The organism is Litchfieldia salsa, assembly GCF_900104555.1.
Lineage (GTDB): Bacteria > Bacillota > Bacilli > Bacillales > Bacillaceae_L > Litchfieldia > Litchfieldia salsa.
The window spans coordinates 1-16,627 of the sequence record NZ_FNJU01000006.1; the positions used below are offsets into that span (position 1 = coordinate 1).

Consider the following 16,627-nt stretch of genomic DNA (forward strand, 5'->3'; position numbering starts at 1 on the left):
TTAAAGAACAACCTTCAAGTCGGCTCGTCTTATGCCTGTCGCCGATAAACGGGCGCCTTGCGCTTTTCTTAATAGTAATTTTACATAAGGTCTGTTATAATTTTAGAGGAAAAACTTGGGCTAGCTACCTGAGAAAAGCTATGCCATTGGTGTTTAGTCTGTTATCGTAATAAACTAAACAAGAATATGGAAATCTTAGGGGTAATGAATGATGAAAAAGGATTGGACAATTGTCGATGTTCTGAAGCATTCCCGTCATGATTGGTTGAATAAGATTCAATTAATAAAAGGGAATATCGCTCTTAATAAATATGACCGTGTAAAAGAAATTATTGATGAGATTGTCATGGAAACTCAAAATGAGGCTAGATTGACAAATTTACAGCTTACTGAGCTTGCCTCATTTTTTATGACTTATAATTGGGAAGAGCATAAGTTTCCAATTGAGTATGAAGTGATCGGAACTGCACGAGATTTAGCGAAATATGATGATGAGTTAACTGCTTGGTGTGAACAGTTCTTTCAATTAATTGAAAATAATACTGTGCTGAATGGTGAAAATCATTTAATGATTACAGTTGAATTGTTTGATGAAGAAGTTCGTTTTCTTTTTGATTTTAGTGGAATAATAAATGATACAGAGTTGGTAATTGAATCACTAGAAAAAGGAAATGAATCAGATCAAATTCAACTGATTGAATATGAGGTGCATCCTCATGAGCTAATAGCGAGTATTGCTGTTATTTAGTTGTAGGGTGCTTATTAGACCGGAGGGAAATTATGTTTGTCGATCAAGTCAAAGTGTTTGTAAAAGGTGGCGATGGAGGTAACGGTGTTGTTGCTTATCGTCGTGAAAAATATGTACCAATGGGTGGACCTGCTGGTGGTGACGGAGGAAAAGGTGCTGACGTCATTTTCCAAGTGGAAGAAGGTTTACGTACATTAATGGATTTCCGCTATCAGCGTCATTTTAAGGCGAAGCGTGGAGAACATGGAATGAGTAAAAATCAGCATGGAAAGGCCGCTGAGCCAATGGTTGTTAAAGTTCCACCGGGAACCATTGTAACGGATGTCAATACTGGAGAAGTTATCGCTGACTTAACACAGCATGGACAACAAAAAGTTATCGCTAAAGGTGGCCGTGGTGGAAGAGGAAATTCTCGTTTCGCAACACCAGCAAATCCTGCACCAGAGATTTCTGAGAATGGTGAACCAGGACAAGAACGTGATATCATGCTTGAGCTTAAAGTTTTAGCTGATGTTGGTCTTGTAGGGTTTCCTAGTGTAGGAAAATCGACTCTTTTATCAGTTGTTTCTTCGGCAAAGCCGAAAATTGGTGAGTATCATTTTACAACAATTGTTCCTAACTTAGGTGTAGTAGAAACAGAAGATAATCGTAGCTTTGTTATGGCAGATTTACCTGGCTTAATAGAAGGCGCGCATCAAGGAATAGGATTAGGTCATCAATTTTTGCGCCACATAGAAAGAACGCGTGTTATTGTCCATGTAATTGACATGTCTGCATTAGAAGGGCGTGATCCTTACGAGGATTACTTAACAATTAATTCAGAGCTTAAGGAATATAATCTGCGTTTAACAGAAAGACCGCAAATTATTGTTGCAAATAAAATGGATATTCCAGAGGCAGAAGATAATCTTGAAGCGTTTAAAGAAAAATTACAGGACGATGTTCCAATTTTTCCAATCTCAGCGATTACACGTCAAGGGTTAAGAGATTTATTATTCACAATTGCAGACTTAATTGAAACAACTCCTGAATTTCCACTTGATGTGGTTGAAGAGGATGAGGCTTCAAAACGAGTGCTTTATCGTCATGAAAAAGCAGAAAGTGACTTTTTTATTAGTAGAGATAGTGAAGGTGCATTTGTTCTTACAGGTGATAAAATAGAGAAATTATTCAAGATGACGAACATTGAACGTGATGAATCAATTAAGCGTTTTGCAAGACAAATGCGTGGTATGGGAATTGATGATGCTCTTCGTGAACTTGGGGCAAAACACGGGGATATAGTTAAGCTGTTAGAATTTGAATTTGAATTTATAGAATAAATGTCAGGTGGGGAACTGACATTTATTCATATGGAATGGTAAGTGTGTTTTAGACATAGGGTACCTGTTTGAGGGGTGGGGAGAAACATGACAAATAAAAATAGTTTAGATGAGAAGTTCTATCTGGTACGCGAGGATGTTTTACCAGAAGCGATTAGAAAGACATTACAAGCAAAAGAATTGTTAGAGCGTGGTAAGGCTGAATCAATTGCAATTGCAGCTCAACAGGTTGATTTAAGCAGAAGTGCATTCTATAAATATCGTGATACGGTATTCCCTTTTCATGCTATGGTTAAGGAACAAATTATCTCACTATTTTTTCATTTGGAAGATCGCTCTGGAACCCTTTCAGAATTGCTATCGATTGTGGCAAAGGCAGGATGTAATGTTCTTACCATCCATCAAACCATTCCACTAAGAGGAAAAGCAAATGTAACACTGTCATTGAATACTTCGGGAATGTCTATGGAAATTACTGAACTGATTTCCAAACTGAAACGTCTAGAATTTGTGGACAAGGTAGACATCCTTGGTACAGGCGCATAGGGGAGGAAGTAGGAGTGAGAGAATTAGAGTTAATTGGTTACTTAGGACCAAGAGCAACATTTTCTGAACAGGCTGTTAAAACATTTTTTCCAAACAGTACACGAATTTCATATGATACGATTCCAGCATGTATAGATGCTGCAGAACTGAATGAGGTTGACGCAGCAGTTGTGCCTTGGGAGAATACGATTGAGGGTTCAGTTAATTTAACTTTGGATTATTTGATACATGAGCAACCACTTCGAATTGTAGGGGAAGTGGTTGTTCCAATACGTCAACATTTAATGATTCATCCTAATCATGTTCAACATTGGGAAGACATCGAAAATGTGTACTCACATCCACATGCGATTGCCCAATGTCATAAGTTTTTACATAAGACATGTCCTAGTGCTGCGATTGAATTCACAAAGAGTACAGGAGCAGCTGCAGAGTTTGTTAGTAAACATCCAGAACGACCGATTGCGGCTATTGCAAATGAGTTAGCAGCAGCAGAATATGGATTAACGATTGTTCAACGAGATATTCATGATTTTGATAATAACCATACTCGTTTTGTTGTTCTAAAGAAAACACCATTAGCCCTAGAGGTTGAAGGACTTAAGGTAAAAGGACATAAGACAACCTTGATGATTACATTACCATCAGATCAAGCTGGTGCCTTACACCAAGTGTTATCTGCTTTTGCATGGCGAAAACTAAATCTATCAAAAATAGAATCAAGGCCAATGAAAACAGGATTAGGCAATTATTTCTTTATAGTAGATATTGAACAACAAATGGATGAGGTATTGATTCCAAGTGCTATTGCAGAACTAGAAGTATTGGGTTGTTCTGTTAAGGTACTCGGTAGCTATCCCTATTTCTGAAAGAACCAAAAAGAAGCTGTCCCACTATAAGTAGAGTGGAATAGCTTTTTTTTTTTGCTTTTTCGTAAACTATGTTGCTATTTGACTAGGTTAGGTTGATTTGCACTCCAGGTATGTGCTTTCCGCGGGGCAGGTGATGAGCCTCCTCGTCCCTGCGGGGTCTCATCCTTCCTGCGCATCCCGCAGGAGTCACATACCTTCCGTTCCAATCAACGAGCTCTACCAAATTAAATAAGTATTAAAACAACAATCTTATAGAAAAGAGCCTTTATTTTTCACATAAACGTTATTATGATTCAATCAAAAATCCAGCTTTACCCAATGCCTGGCAAGCTGCATCGAGCTTTGCAAGAGAGTCTGCTTCCAATGTATGCAGATGAGTTCCGTCTGTTAGTTGTGATAAATAAGAAGCATTTGTTTGATTAATTCGTTCAATAAATTGTTCAACTTCTTTCCGGTTACTCACCATAATGGAAGCTGTTAAGTCACCATATACAGGGTGCTCAATGATCACATCCTTGATTGTTACGCCATTATCTACAATTAGATTCAACTCTTCGATTGTTTGCTCAGGTGGATGAATACATGCAACCACTCGTTGGTGCTGTTGCTCTGGGCCTTGATTCAGGTAAAGATATCCTTGACTTGTAGCGATAATGGGTTCATTTCTTGCTTTTAAGAGCGAGATATCTTGGACAATGATTTGTCTGCTCACATTTGTTTGTGAAGAGAGTTCTCCACCTGTGATAGGTGCTTTTCTCTCTTTTAGGAGTCTTAAAAGTAAATCTCTACGTTCTTCTCCTAATATTTTTTTATCAGTCAATCTTATGCACCGTCTTTCCTTTTAACGTTCAGTCAATTGCTTACATAGTGAAATAACTTTGTCGATGGTTTCTATTGTTGTTGATTTTCCAAATGATAACCGAATGAATTGTTTAGCTTCTTCAGGTGTTTTTCCGAGTGCCAGAATGGTTTTTGAAGGTGCTTGTTGCCCTATCGCACAAGCACTTCCAGTTGAAACTGCCAGACCATGTCGATTAAATTCAAGCATTGAGTATTGTCCTTCTATTCCATGGAAACGGAGTCCAACGATCTGTTGAAGCTGGGAGTTTGGATGTTCAATGAGCTCGATTTTTTCAAAATATCGATTGATTCCATTTTTAAGATGCTCTCGTAGCATGGTTACTTTCCTCTGATTCTCTTCCATCTCACTTACTATTTGCTGTGCAGCTGCGACAAAAGAAGCAATTCCAGGCACATTTACCGTTCCTGACCGAAAGCCATTCTCATGTGTAGTATTTGGATATAATGGAATCCAATTAGTGTTTGGATTAATATAAGCTGCTCCCACACCTTTTGGACCATAGATTTTATGACTAGAAATCGAAATACTGTCTAAATTCATTTTTACCACATCAATCGGGATTTTACCAAAGGTTTGCACACAATCACTATGAAATAATACTGAATGCCTTGATAGAATCTCACCAATCGCTTCGAGATCCTGGATGACTCCAATTTCTGAATTAGCATGCTGAATTGAAGCAAGAATAGTTGTTGGTTTTATGCTCTGTTTTAAGTCAGATAAGCTAATTTTTCCGGTATGGTCTACAGGAAGATAGGTTACTTCAAAGCCTTCTTGTTCAAGCTTCCTGAAAAGATTAGACAGTGAGGAATGTTCGATTGATGTTGTAATCAAATGATTTCCTTTACCTTTAAATGATTGGATAAGTGTTTGGACGACTAAATGATTAGATTCAGTACCTCCACTTGTAAAATAAATCCCATCGCTTTTGCTATTAACTAAAGACCCTAACTCTATTCTGCAGCTTTCTAATAGTGAGTGAGCTGTACTTCCTACATCATGTAAGCTATTCGTATTTCCATATATATTTTTTGCTACTTCAGTATAAACATGTATGGCTTCATGGCTCATTGGCGTAGTTGCTGCATAATCTAAGTAAATCATACGAACCTCCTGCAAGAACAATAAGTTCTCAGCAAATTTTATCTATAAAAATTGTAGCAGATTTTCATTTTAAAAAAAGTCTTGTCATTTGGAAAGATATATGTAAATATAGGTGACAAGACACTTGGTATTGGAGGCTTTCATCATGCCTTTTTCGGATGTTGTAATTATTGGAAGTGGAATTGCTGCTTTGTCAGCAGCTAAAGAAATTTGTGAACATAAGAATGTGATTATAATCACAAAGAAAAGTGTAAGAGATAGTAACTCAATGCTCGCTCAAGGTGGAATCGCTGCTGTGATTGACAGACAAGATCATTGGAATGAGCATTTTCGCGATACTGTAGTAGCGGGCTGTTTTCATAATAAAGAAGATGCAGTAAAAGAATTAGTTGTAGAAGGAACGAAAAGTATCCAAAAACTAATCGATGAAGATATGTGCTTTGATAAGGGTGAGACTGGAGCGCTTGACCTAGGTAGGGAAGGTGCACACAGTCGAAATCGAATCTTACATGCTGGTGGAGATGCCACAGGTAGGTTACTAGTTGAGTTTATGTTGGACCAACTTCAAGGAAAAGTAACCTTTGTGGAACAAGAAATGGCAGTTGATCTAATCGTAGAGCAAGGACAATGCATTGGAGTCCTAACGGTGGATGATGCAGGGATGACTAAGGTCTATGCATCAGGTAGTGTCATCTTAGCAACTGGAGGCTGTGGTGGGTTGTTTGAAGTATCATCAAATGTAGAAGGTATAAATGGTGATGGATTCAGTATGGCCTATCGAGCGGGAGCTCAACTAGCAGATCTTGAATTTATTCAATTTCACCCAACTATGCTCTGTACTGAACAAGGTGATAAAGGATTAATCTCAGAAGCGGTAAGAGGTGAAGGTGCAGTCCTTGTGAACGATCAAGGAAATAGATTCATGAAAGGGATTCATGAACTAGAGGATCTTGCACCTAGAGACATTGTGTCACGTGCCATTCAAAATGAACGACTTCAAGGTAGGGCTGTGTTTCTAGATATTTCAATGATCTCGCGATTTAAGGAGCGCTTTCCGACCATTACTTCGTTATGTTGTGAAGCAGGGATTAGAGTGGAAGATGGATTTATCCCAGTCTCTCCTGGAGCACATTTTATTATGGGAGGCATTAAAACCAATTTAGTTGGTGAAACCACACTCCCAGGGTTATATGCAGTTGGAGAAGTTGCTTATACAGGTGTACATGGAGCAAACAGACTTGCGAGTAACTCACTACTCGAGGGTATTGTGTTTGGGCAAAAACTAGGAAGCTATATTCTATCACAAGAGAATAGTATTCTCCCATTCAGTCTAAAGTTGACTAAAAAACGATTGAAAATGGAGTTCGCTCTTCCATCCAAACAAGAAGTTCAAAAAGTCATGACCATGTATGCTGGAATTGAACGAAATCATGAGGGATTAACTCAAGCAAGAGATTGGTTACAAGGATTTATTCGTCCTGAATGGTTTTCTGGTCCGTTGCAGGAAGGTACTAAAGACGACATGATCATGATTAATATGTTAACAACGAGTTGGCTCATCATTACTTCGGCATTAATGCGAACAGAAAGCAGAGGGGGGCATTTTCGAAATGACTACCCGATGACATTGGATAAATGGAGAAACAAAGAGATTATTAGGCAAAACAACAGGGTCTCTACTGAGGCATTAATAGGAGTGAAATAAATGAATACATTAAAAATATCAGAAATGCTGCAGCAATTCTTTAACGAAGATATTGGAGAAGGAGATTTAACAAGTGAATCCATTTTTCCTCGCTCTATGATTGGAGAGGGGAATTTTATTGTAAAGGATCAGGGAGTTTTGGCAGGCTTAGAATTAATCTTAATCGGATACTCTTTATTAGATTCTTCAATAGATATTCAATTACTAAAAAGAGATGGCGATTTTGTTGAAAAAGGAGAGAGGATTGCAACTGTTAAAGGACCGATGGGGCAATTACTTACAGGAGAACGAGTCATTTTAAATTTACTTCAACGTATGAGTGGAATTGCTACACTTACAAACCAAGCGGTAACATTGCTTGATAGTGAATACACAAGAATTTGTGATACGCGTAAAACAACACCAGGTTTAAGAATGTTTGAAAAATACGCTGTGAGGTGTGGTGGCGGTTATAATCATCGGTTTGGCTTATATGATGGGGTCATGATAAAAGATAATCATATTGCATTCGCAGGTTCAATTACGGAAGCTGTACAAAGTGTTAGAGCAAAATTGGGGCATATGGTGAAAATTGAGGTTGAAACCGAAAATAAAGAGCAAGTGCTTGAGGCTATTGCAGCAAAAGTGGATGTAATTATGTTTGATAATCGCTCCCCAGAAGAGATAGAAGAGTTCGTAAGGCTTGTTCCAGAGGGGATTCTTACAGAGGCATCAGGTGGGATCACACTTGATGTGTTATCAGATTACAAGAATACAGGTGTTGATTATATTTCACTAGGTGCATTAACACATTCTGTGAGAGCACTCGATATTAGTTTTAATGTAGGAACAAAGGGGGAGATATGATGAATATTTTAGATGTTTTAAAAAAAGAAACTAGTGGGATGATGCCTGAATCTTATAAAAAGCTAACAATAGAAGAAATGCAAATGCGAGTAACCGCGATAAAAGAAAGACTAGGTAATGCTTTATATATTCCAGGACACCATTATCAAAAAGATGAAGTGATACAATTTGCGGATTCGACCGGGGATTCGTTGCAGCTTGCACAAGTGTCTGCAAAGAACCAAGAAGCAAAATATATTGTTTTTTGTGGTGTGCATTTTATGGCAGAAACAGCGGACATCTTAACAAATGATGAACAAATTGTCATCCTTCCAGATATGCGCGCAGGCTGTTCGATGGCTGATATGGCAAATATGAATCAAACCGAAAAGTGTTGGGAAGTGTTAATGGATACTTTTGGTGATACAATCATTCCTTTGACCTATGTTAACTCTACAGCTGAAATTAAAGCGTTTGTTGGGAAAAATGGTGGGGCAACAGTCACATCTTCAAATGCAACCGATATGGTGAAATGGGCTTTTACCCAAAAAGAAAGAATTCTCTTTTTACCTGATCAACATTTAGGTAGAAATACAGCATATAGCCTAGGTGTGCCTTTAGAGCATATGGCTGTTTGGAATCCGATTCAAGGTTGTTTTGAACATGACGGAGATTTAGAGGATGTGAAAGTGATTCTATGGAAGGGTCATTGCTCAGTTCATGAAAACTTCACTGTTCATAATATTAAAGAAGTTCGTGAAACAAGGCCAAACATGAGGATTATCGTTCACCCGGAATGCTCACGAGAGGTGGTTGCACTTTCTGATGATGCTGGTTCAACTAAATATATTATAGATACGATTAATTCTGCTCCACCTGGTAGTAAGTGGGCAATTGGTACAGAAATGAACCTGGTGAAACGAATTATCAATCAACACCCTGATAAGGAAATCATCTCCCTTAATCAAAGTATGTGCCCATGCCTAACAATGAATCGAATCGATCTTCCTCATTTACTATGGACATTAGAAAATATAGAAAACGGGAAAATCGTAAATCAAATAAAAGTCGATAATGGAATTGCAGTGGATGCTTTGCTGGCTCTAGAAAGAATGCTACATCATTAATTTCTAAATGCAGGAAGGATTAATCAAAGAATAATAAATTTTAAGTAAAAAATCATTTGCTTCTTATAAACAAAAGAATAAATACTGTACAAGGCTAAATCGTTGGTACTTCAAACATTTAGCCTTTTTTAATATCACGATACTCTAGTTATATTAAGAAGTTTGCATGTGAAGTTAATCATATTCTCCTCTTTTTAAGCATAAGTTTTGTTGAAGAATAGTGGCATAATGCCTAACGTCACATACAATGTATAGACTTATGTACAGGAGGGGAAGACACGTGAAAATCCATATAGTTCAAAAAGGGGACACTCTTTGGAAAATATCTCAAAAATATGGCGTTGATTTCGAAGAATTAAAAAAACTGAATTCCCAACTGAGCAATCCTGATATGATTATGCCAGGGATGAAAATCAAAATCCCTAGTGGGAATGTTCATGTGAAGAAAGAAGCTGTTGTGAATAACAGTCCGGTGAAAGAAAATATCCAAAAAGAAGCACAAGTAAAAAAAGAAACTCAGGTAAAAAAGGAAAATATTAAAGCTGAGCATCCATACAAAGATCTATCACCAGAACCTAAACCAGTGATGGATGTTGAAAAAATGCAACCGAAAAAAGAAGTTGCAAATAATGCTCCACCAAAAACTCCATACGTACCAAAGATGCCAACTCAAATTGATGTGGATATTAATAATAGTTGGAACGTCAATGCTCCTGAGATTAATATGCCACAGGCTCCAGCTAATATTTTGCCTGGAATGATGAAGCCAGAATTTGATGAAGTGGAATCTGTTCAAGAAGTAGCTCCACCAAAAATGCCTGAAATGCCAAAGTTGCCTGAGGTACCAGCAGGATACACGCCTCAAATGCCAGTGGCACCTGCTCAAGATACAGATCCATATTGTGAACCGATAACACCTGTAATGCCAGGAGATGGGTTCAATTGTTACCCAGAGGCACCATTTCATGGTGCACCAGCAGGAGTTGGTTTTCCAGAAGGTTATGCACCAGTTCCGCCAGCTCAAGGTTTTCAACCAGCGGTACCTTCAGAATATGATGATGACGATATAGAATTACCACCTGCACCACCTTGGAATTTAGGAGCACCAACGACAGGTGCACCATTCACACCAGCACCATATGGAGGATTTGCGGGTCCACAAGTTCCAGGTGTAGGAGCACCAGGTTACCCAGGTCCAGAGGCTCCAGGTGGATATTCAGGTTACCCAGGTCCACAACAAGTTCCAGGAATGGACTATCAAGGATACCCAGGACCTGTTGATACTGATGAAACAGATCTTGATGAAGTAGGGTATCAGGTTCCTCAAGGGATGCCAATGGGATATCAACCAGCACCGTTTCCACAAGGTGGCCAAATGGGATATCAACCAGCACCGTTTCCACAAGGTGGTCAAATGGGTTATCAACCAGCACCGTTTCCACAAGGTGGTCAAATGGGATATCAACCAGCACCGTTTCCACAAGGTGGTCAAATGGGTTATCAACCAGCACCATACCCACTAGGCGGACCTATGCAGGTACCAGGGCAAGGATTATCACCAGCACCTGGAATGCAAGCTCCACCAGCTACAATGCGTGATTGTGGATGTGGTGGACCACAAGGTTATCCTGGTTACGGTCCTTTGCAAGGAGGATATCCAGAAGCAATGCCAGGATATGGAGCACCAATGCAAGGAGGATATCCAGAAGCAATGCCAGGATATGGAGCACCAATGCAAGGAGGATATCCGGAAGGAGTGCCAGGATATGGACCACCAATGCAGGGTGGTTATCAAGGTGCAACGCCAGGATATCCAACACCAGTGCAAGGTTATCCAGGAGCAGTACCAGGATATGGGGCACCAGTACAAGGAGGTTACCCAGAGGTAGCGCCGGGATATGGAGCACCAACCCAAGGATACGGAGCACCAGTTCAAGGTGGATATCCGGGAATGGCTCCAGGATTTGCAGGTCCGACCCAGGGTTATCCGGGTTTAACACCACAAGGTATGTTTGGAACTAGTCCTTATGATCCAACACGTCATCCTATGTTTGAATTCCCAGACTTTGATGATGAATCTGATGACTAAGATAAGGCAATATATAAGCTAAGCTGAGGAGTAAAATCAGCTTAGCTTTTTTGTTTTTGAAATTGTTTAGGTAATTCGATGTTCTTTGTCCGATAAGTGTCTGTCTCTTTTACATTAAGTTGAAAGACTTGTTCAGTTTGAGGAGCTCTTTTGGAAGGATCCAAATAAGTAAATGCGATGCCTAAAAGATAACCAAATAGCATGATGTATTTTTTTGAATCACGAGAATAGCGCTTTTTTCGTTTAAACAAAGTAAACATCCTTTTCATTAACTTATGTTAACATTTTAAACTAAAAACAATTTTTTATGCCTTAATTAAATCTCCTTTAGCTGGTTTCAAATAACTAACAACTATAAAATTGACCACAATCAGACATGCTAAATATGAGCGTCAAAAGAGACTTTTTGATGTGAAGTCAAAAGGGGGTAATTGCGTTGAGGAAAACACTTTTTACATTGTCTGCAACGGCAATCATGATGGGTGGTCTTGTTGGATGTGCTGGTAACAACGATGGTGCAATGGATGCTAGATATAACGATACTGCAAGTCCATTTGGTTATTACTCAAACGAAAACACGAACCGTAACGGCAATTCACGCACAATGACAGACAATGACGGCCCGATTCCTGAAATGATGGATCGTACAGTTGGCGATAATGAAAATAGTAACAAGGATAACAAGGGGTCAAAAACAAACAGAAATACAAACAGAAACAATTTCGGCACATTAGGTGAAAATCGTGATTCACAAGCACGAATTAATACGACAGAACCGCATTTAAGTAACAATTTCTTTAGTGGGATTAGAAATAATCCTAACAATAGATTTGGAACTGCAGGTGCCGGAAGAGCTGGAGATTATGGGGCAATACCATTTAGTCGAGGATATAACAATTATGCAACACCAGGAAACCCATATGTTAATCATGGTAACCGAACATTAACTCATAATGGCCATGGTTATGCTGACACAAATTATCATGGTCATATCAATGATACAACAGATCAAGCAAGATCTTCAGCATATTATAGCAACTATAATGGTGAATTAACGGATCGAATTGTTGAGAAAGTTGAAGATATTAAAAACGTTGAAGACGCTCATGCTGTCATGATGGGAGACAACGTGTTGGTTGCTATTGACACAAATGATGACAATGATAAAAATGTGATCAACCAAGTTGAGAAAAAGGTTAAATCTTTAGCAAAAGGGAAAGACGTTAGAGTAGTAACAGATGAGGCTACCTATACTCGTGTTCGTGATATCAACAATGACATGAGAAACGGTGAAACAACAAGAGATACAATTAATGAGGACCTTGGTGATTTATTTGAGAATATTGGGCAAACACTTCGCCGTCCTTTTGAAACAAATAACGGATAACGTTGAAAAGTAGTCAACCAAATTGGTTGGCTATTTTTTTACATAATTTTGGATAAAACTATAATTAATGGTCAAACTATCTTTATCAAAGGGTAATTGTAAATAAATATAGCAAATGAACGGGTTAAAGGTTAATGTCTTGTCGTAAAGTACTAATTGTATGAGGTGATAATATGTTACGAACGATTACATATTCAATGATGGTAGGAATCCTTTTGATTTTATCAGGATTTATTTCAGATACAGAGCAACAAAGCTTAAATCAAGATAAAAATCAGAAACAAGTAGAATATGAAGATGGTAACGGATTGAATAATCCTCAAGTCTTAACCGTCATTTTAGAACGAGTGTATTTGGATGGAGAAGTTAGTGAAGAGATTATGGAGGAAACCATTTGGGCTATGGAGGATTTCCTAGCACAATATGAAAACTGGCAGCTCATCTACCAAGATGAAGAACAAGTTGTGTTTCAGCAGCATGTAGATGATATATCTCCACTTTTAAAATCAAATGGATATTTCGGAATTAGCGATGAAGGTGTACTTACGATTTTTGATGGTCGACCAAATTCATCGAACAAAGTAATTCAATCTTTTTTTCAAATTGATATCGAAAGGCTTGAAAGTAGACAGCATGACTTGTTGAAAAAAGGAATTAAGGTCGGAAATAAGGCTGAATATATTAATGTGCTCGAAACCTATCGAACATTTACATCATCCCCATGAAATTCTATTGTGAAGAGAGACTAGCATGTCTAGTCTTTTTTCTATTTCGCTTTCTTTATAGATTGCTACTTTGAAAGCCGCAGGCTGAATACACTTCGCGTCTGGCGGGTGACCAGTGAGCCTCCTCGTCGCTAAAGCTCCTGTGGGGTCTTACTTTGGCCACTAGTCCCGCAGGAGTCTACGTGTATTCAGCCTGCTAGAAGTCAACTTTTCATCGTTTATGTCAATAAAAAGAAATTGTGAGAAAACAGCCTTCTATTTAATCATAACAATTCTTCTCTTATCGTTTTCTATGTCTTTTCTGAATGAATATGATAAAATGGGGTACAGCAAAGAAGAGGAGAGATCATTGTAAGTGATAGAGTTTATTAGAGGTTATATTGACTATGTGAATCCAGAATATATAGTAGTAGAAAATAATGGAATAGGTTATTTGATTTATACGCCTAATCCTTTTGTATTTAGCAAAAATGATAAAGACATAATAACGATTTATACATATCAACATGTACGTGAAGATGTTCTAGCACTCTATGGTTTTAAGACAAGGGAAGAAAGAGCATTATTTATGAAGCTTCTAAATGTGTCTGGTATTGGTCCTAAAGGTGGACTAGCTATTTTAGCTTCAGGCCAACCACAGCAAGTTGTTGCTGCAATCGAAAATGAGGATGAAACATTTCTTGTGAAGTTTCCTGGTGTAGGAAAGAAAACAGCGCGACAGATTATATTAGATTTAAAAGGAAAGCTTACAGACTTACTTTCATATACGGATATTGATTTGTTTTCAGATGATTATGAAGTAGAAACAAAGACACCAGCCTCTTCAACTGCTCTTGAAGAAGCAGTCGAAGCGTTAAAGGTATTAGGATTTGCAGAGCGAGAGCTAAACAAAGTTGTCCCAAAATTAATTGGTGAGGTAATGACAACTGATCAGTATATTAAGAAAGCCTTACAAATGCTTTTAAAATAGGGGGTGAAGAACGTGGAGGATCGCCTAGTATCTGGTGAAACAGACTTTGAGGAATCATCGTTTGAACAAAGTTTAAGACCCCAGACTCTTGACCAATATATCGGGCAAACAAAGGTGAAAGAAAATCTGGCAATCTTTATTAAAGCCGCGAAAATGAGAGAAGAAACTCTTGATCATGTATTGTTATATGGTCCACCAGGCCTTGGTAAGACAACGCTTGCGACTATCATTGCCAATGAAATGGGTGTAAATATACGAACCACTTCAGGTCCAGCGATTGAGCGGCCTGGAGATCTTGCTGCGATTTTAACGGCATTAGAGCCTGGAGATGTATTATTTATAGATGAAATTCATCGCCTGCATCGAACAATTGAAGAGGTGCTATATCCTGCAATGGAAGACTTCTGTTTGGATATAGTCATTGGAAAAGGACCAGGTGCTCGGTCAGTTCGGCTCGATTTACCGCCATTTACGTTAGTTGGAGCGACGACTAGAGCAGGATCTTTGTCAGCGCCTTTACGAGACCGGTTCGGAGTATTAAGTAGATTAGAGTATTATAATGAGCATCAATTATCAGATATTGTTGAGCGAACTGGTGTCATTCTTGATGTGGAAATTGATGAGAATGCTGCAAGTGAAATTGCTAGACGATCTAGAGGAACCCCCCGTATCGCAAATCGCTTATTAAGGCGTGTTCGTGATTATGCGCAAGTAAGTGGCGAGGGGATTATTACGGAAGAAATTGCACAATCCTCCTTAGAATTACTGCAGGTTGACCGTTTAGGATTAGATCATATTGACCATAAATTACTTAAAGGGATCATTGAGAAATTTCGAGGTGGTCCAGTCGGTCTTGATACAATTGCTGCTACCATTGGGGAAGAATCACATACAATTGAAGATGTATATGAACCTTATTTATTACAAATTGGTTTTTTACAGCGCACACCAAGAGGACGAATTGTAACGGAAGAAGTCTATCGACATTTTCAGTTGGACTTGCCAAAGGAGTGAGATAATGGGAAAAATGTTTATCGTCATTGGCATTGTTTTCGTTTTGATCGGATTGATTTGGCAACTAATTGGGAAACTACCAGGAGACATTGTCTTTAAAAAAGGAAATACAACCGTGTACTTCCCGATTGTTACCTCAATTGTCGTTAGCATTGTCTTATCATTAGTCTTTTATGTAATTGGTCGTTTTCGTTAAAATAATAAAGCGGGACTAAATAGGTCCCACAAGTGGTGCCTGGCACCGTTAGTGGGACGGATGTTGTCCCGTCATTAAGGTTATAGGAATAGGTGAACATGATGAAGGTTGAATTATTTGATTTTGATTTACCAGAGGAGTTAATTGCACAGACACCACTTGAAGATCGTGAGGCTTCTCGTCTAATGGTTTTGGATAAGAACTCAGGGCAAATAAGACATTCGCACTTTAGGTCCGTTCTAGACTATTTACAAGAGGGAGATTGTCTTGTTTTGAATGATACAAGAGTCCTTCCTGCAAGATTATTTGGGACGAAAGATGATACTGGTGCGAAGGTAGAAGTGTTATTATTAAAACAAACTGAAGGAGATAATTGGGAGACTCTTGTGAAGCCTGCCAAACGTATTAAGGTTGGCTCGGTTATTTCATTTGGTGACGGATTATTAAAGGCGGTTTGTACGGCTGAAAGTGAACATGGTGGTAGATATCTAACATTTCAGTACGATGGCATCTTCTATGAAGTGTTAGAGCAACTGGGTGAGATGCCATTACCACCATATATTAAAGAGCAGCTTGATGACCGTGAGCGTTATCAAACGGTATTTGCCAAGGAACGTGGGTCAGCTGCGGCACCAACGGCAGGGTTGCATTTTACAGAACAGCTACTCCAAGATATAAGGGATAAGGGTGTTCATGTGGCTTTTATTACCTTACATGTGGGTTTAGGAACTTTTAGACCAATGAGTGTGGAAAATATCGATGAGCACGAAATGCATGCTGAATTTTATCAGATGACTGAAGGCACTGCACGTCTTTTAAATAAGGTGAAACAAGATGGTGGGAAAATAATATCGGTAGGTACGACATCAACAAGAACGCTTGAAACCATAGCTAGAGACAATGAAGGTCAGTTTGTAGAAAGCAGTGGTTGGACCGATATCTTTATTTTTCCTGGATATACATATAAGGCGATTGATGGGTTAATCACCAATTTTCATTTACCAAAATCAACACTTATCATGTTAGTTAGTGCACTTGCAGGAAGAGAAAATGTACTACAAGCATATGAGGAAGCTGTTAAAGAAAGATACCGATTCTTCAGCTTTGGCGATGCGATGTTAATCATTTAGATTAA

17 protein-coding genes are annotated in these 16,627 nt (G+C 38.6%); 14 read left to right on the plus strand and 3 right to left on the minus strand.

Features of this window, described 5'->3' with window-relative positions; genetic code table 11:
• Window positions 1–211 precede the first annotated feature (211 nt).
• The 4 genes from BLQ56_RS12760 to pheA all read left to right on the plus strand — a co-directional run bounded on the left by BLQ56_RS12760 (window position 212) and on the right by pheA (window position 3,485).
• Window positions 212–748, plus strand: coding sequence for a sporulation initiation phosphotransferase B (locus tag BLQ56_RS12760; RefSeq protein WP_090854793.1), 537 nt, complete (start codon window positions 212–214; stop codon window positions 746–748).
• Window positions 749–780: 32 nt separating this feature from the next.
• Window positions 781–2,070, plus strand: a complete 1,290-nt coding sequence (gene obgE / locus BLQ56_RS12765) for a GTPase ObgE (protein ID WP_090854799.1) — start codon at window positions 781–783, stop codon at window positions 2,068–2,070.
• Between the two features lie 87 nt (window positions 2,071–2,157).
• Window positions 2,158–2,616 (plus strand): ACT domain-containing protein, encoded by a 459-nt coding sequence (locus BLQ56_RS12770; protein WP_090854802.1) that lies wholly within the window; start codon window positions 2,158–2,160, stop codon window positions 2,614–2,616.
• Window positions 2,617–2,630: 14 nt separating this feature from the next.
• On the plus strand, window positions 2,631–3,485 hold the full coding sequence (pheA, locus tag BLQ56_RS12775; protein ID WP_238457256.1) for a prephenate dehydratase: 855 nt from the start codon (window positions 2,631–2,633) through the stop codon (window positions 3,483–3,485).
• Window positions 3,486–3,774: 289 nt separating this feature from the next.
• Here pheA and BLQ56_RS12780 read toward each other — a convergent pair whose 3' ends face one another.
• Window positions 3,775–4,308: a transcription repressor NadR gene (locus tag BLQ56_RS12780; protein WP_090854805.1), complete on the minus strand. Its 534-nt coding sequence runs from the start codon at window positions 4,306–4,308 to the stop codon at window positions 3,775–3,777.
• A 21-nt stretch (window positions 4,309–4,329) separates the two neighbouring features.
• On the minus strand, window positions 4,330–5,454 hold the full coding sequence (locus BLQ56_RS12785; protein ID WP_090854808.1) for an IscS subfamily cysteine desulfurase: 1,125 nt from the start codon (window positions 5,452–5,454) through the stop codon (window positions 4,330–4,332).
• Between the two features lie 145 nt (window positions 5,455–5,599).
• On the opposite strand from BLQ56_RS12785, the gene nadB reads away from it, so the two are divergent.
• The 4 genes from nadB to safA all read left to right on the plus strand — a co-directional run bounded on the left by nadB (window position 5,600) and on the right by safA (window position 11,200).
• Window positions 5,600–7,159, plus strand: a complete 1,560-nt coding sequence (gene nadB / locus BLQ56_RS12790; RefSeq protein ID WP_090854812.1) for an L-aspartate oxidase — start codon at window positions 5,600–5,602, stop codon at window positions 7,157–7,159.
• Window positions 7,160–8,005, plus strand: a complete 846-nt coding sequence (nadC, locus tag BLQ56_RS12795) for a carboxylating nicotinate-nucleotide diphosphorylase (protein ID WP_090854815.1) — start codon at window positions 7,160–7,162, stop codon at window positions 8,003–8,005.
• A complete protein-coding gene (gene nadA, locus BLQ56_RS12800) occupies window positions 8,005–9,111 on the plus strand; it encodes a quinolinate synthase NadA (RefSeq protein WP_090854818.1) in 1,107 nt (368 codons plus the stop codon). The genes nadC and nadA overlap by 1 nt, the downstream gene beginning before the upstream one ends.
• A 280-nt stretch (window positions 9,112–9,391) precedes the next feature.
• Window positions 9,392–11,200: a SafA/ExsA family spore coat assembly protein gene (gene safA / locus BLQ56_RS24075; RefSeq protein WP_139163093.1), complete on the plus strand. Its 1,809-nt coding sequence runs from the start codon at window positions 9,392–9,394 to the stop codon at window positions 11,198–11,200.
• A gap of 41 nt (window positions 11,201–11,241) precedes the next feature.
• Here the strand turns inward: safA and BLQ56_RS12810 are convergent, their stop codons facing one another.
• A complete protein-coding gene (locus BLQ56_RS12810; RefSeq protein ID WP_090854820.1) occupies window positions 11,242–11,451 on the minus strand; it encodes a hypothetical protein in 210 nt (69 codons plus the stop codon).
• A 185-nt stretch (window positions 11,452–11,636) separates the two neighbouring features.
• Between BLQ56_RS12810 and BLQ56_RS12815 the strand changes: the two genes are divergently transcribed.
• The 6 genes from BLQ56_RS12815 to queA all read left to right on the plus strand — a co-directional run bounded on the left by BLQ56_RS12815 (window position 11,637) and on the right by queA (window position 16,622).
• On the plus strand, window positions 11,637–12,587 hold the full coding sequence (locus BLQ56_RS12815; protein WP_139163094.1) for a YhcN/YlaJ family sporulation lipoprotein: 951 nt from the start codon (window positions 11,637–11,639) through the stop codon (window positions 12,585–12,587).
• 173 nt (window positions 12,588–12,760) lie between these two features.
• Complete coding sequence (locus BLQ56_RS12820) at window positions 12,761–13,312, plus strand: intercompartmental signaling factor BofC (protein WP_238457257.1); 552 nt, start codon at window positions 12,761–12,763, stop codon at window positions 13,310–13,312.
• 355 nt (window positions 13,313–13,667) lie between these two features.
• The gene (gene ruvA, locus BLQ56_RS12825; protein ID WP_090854822.1) at window positions 13,668–14,282 is read left to right on the plus strand and encodes a Holliday junction branch migration protein RuvA; all 615 of its coding nucleotides are present in this window, start codon (window positions 13,668–13,670) and stop codon (window positions 14,280–14,282) included.
• Window positions 14,283–14,294: 12 nt separating this feature from the next.
• The gene (gene ruvB / locus BLQ56_RS12830; RefSeq protein WP_090854825.1) at window positions 14,295–15,296 is read left to right on the plus strand and encodes a Holliday junction branch migration DNA helicase RuvB; all 1,002 of its coding nucleotides are present in this window, start codon (window positions 14,295–14,297) and stop codon (window positions 15,294–15,296) included.
• A gap of 4 nt (window positions 15,297–15,300) precedes the next feature.
• The gene (locus BLQ56_RS12835) at window positions 15,301–15,492 is read left to right on the plus strand and encodes a DUF2905 domain-containing protein (protein WP_090854827.1); all 192 of its coding nucleotides are present in this window, start codon (window positions 15,301–15,303) and stop codon (window positions 15,490–15,492) included.
• Between the two features lie 101 nt (window positions 15,493–15,593).
• Window positions 15,594–16,622, plus strand: coding sequence for a tRNA preQ1(34) S-adenosylmethionine ribosyltransferase-isomerase QueA (queA, locus tag BLQ56_RS12840; protein ID WP_090854830.1), 1,029 nt, complete (start codon window positions 15,594–15,596; stop codon window positions 16,620–16,622).
• The last annotated feature ends 5 nt before the right edge of the window (window positions 16,623–16,627 follow it).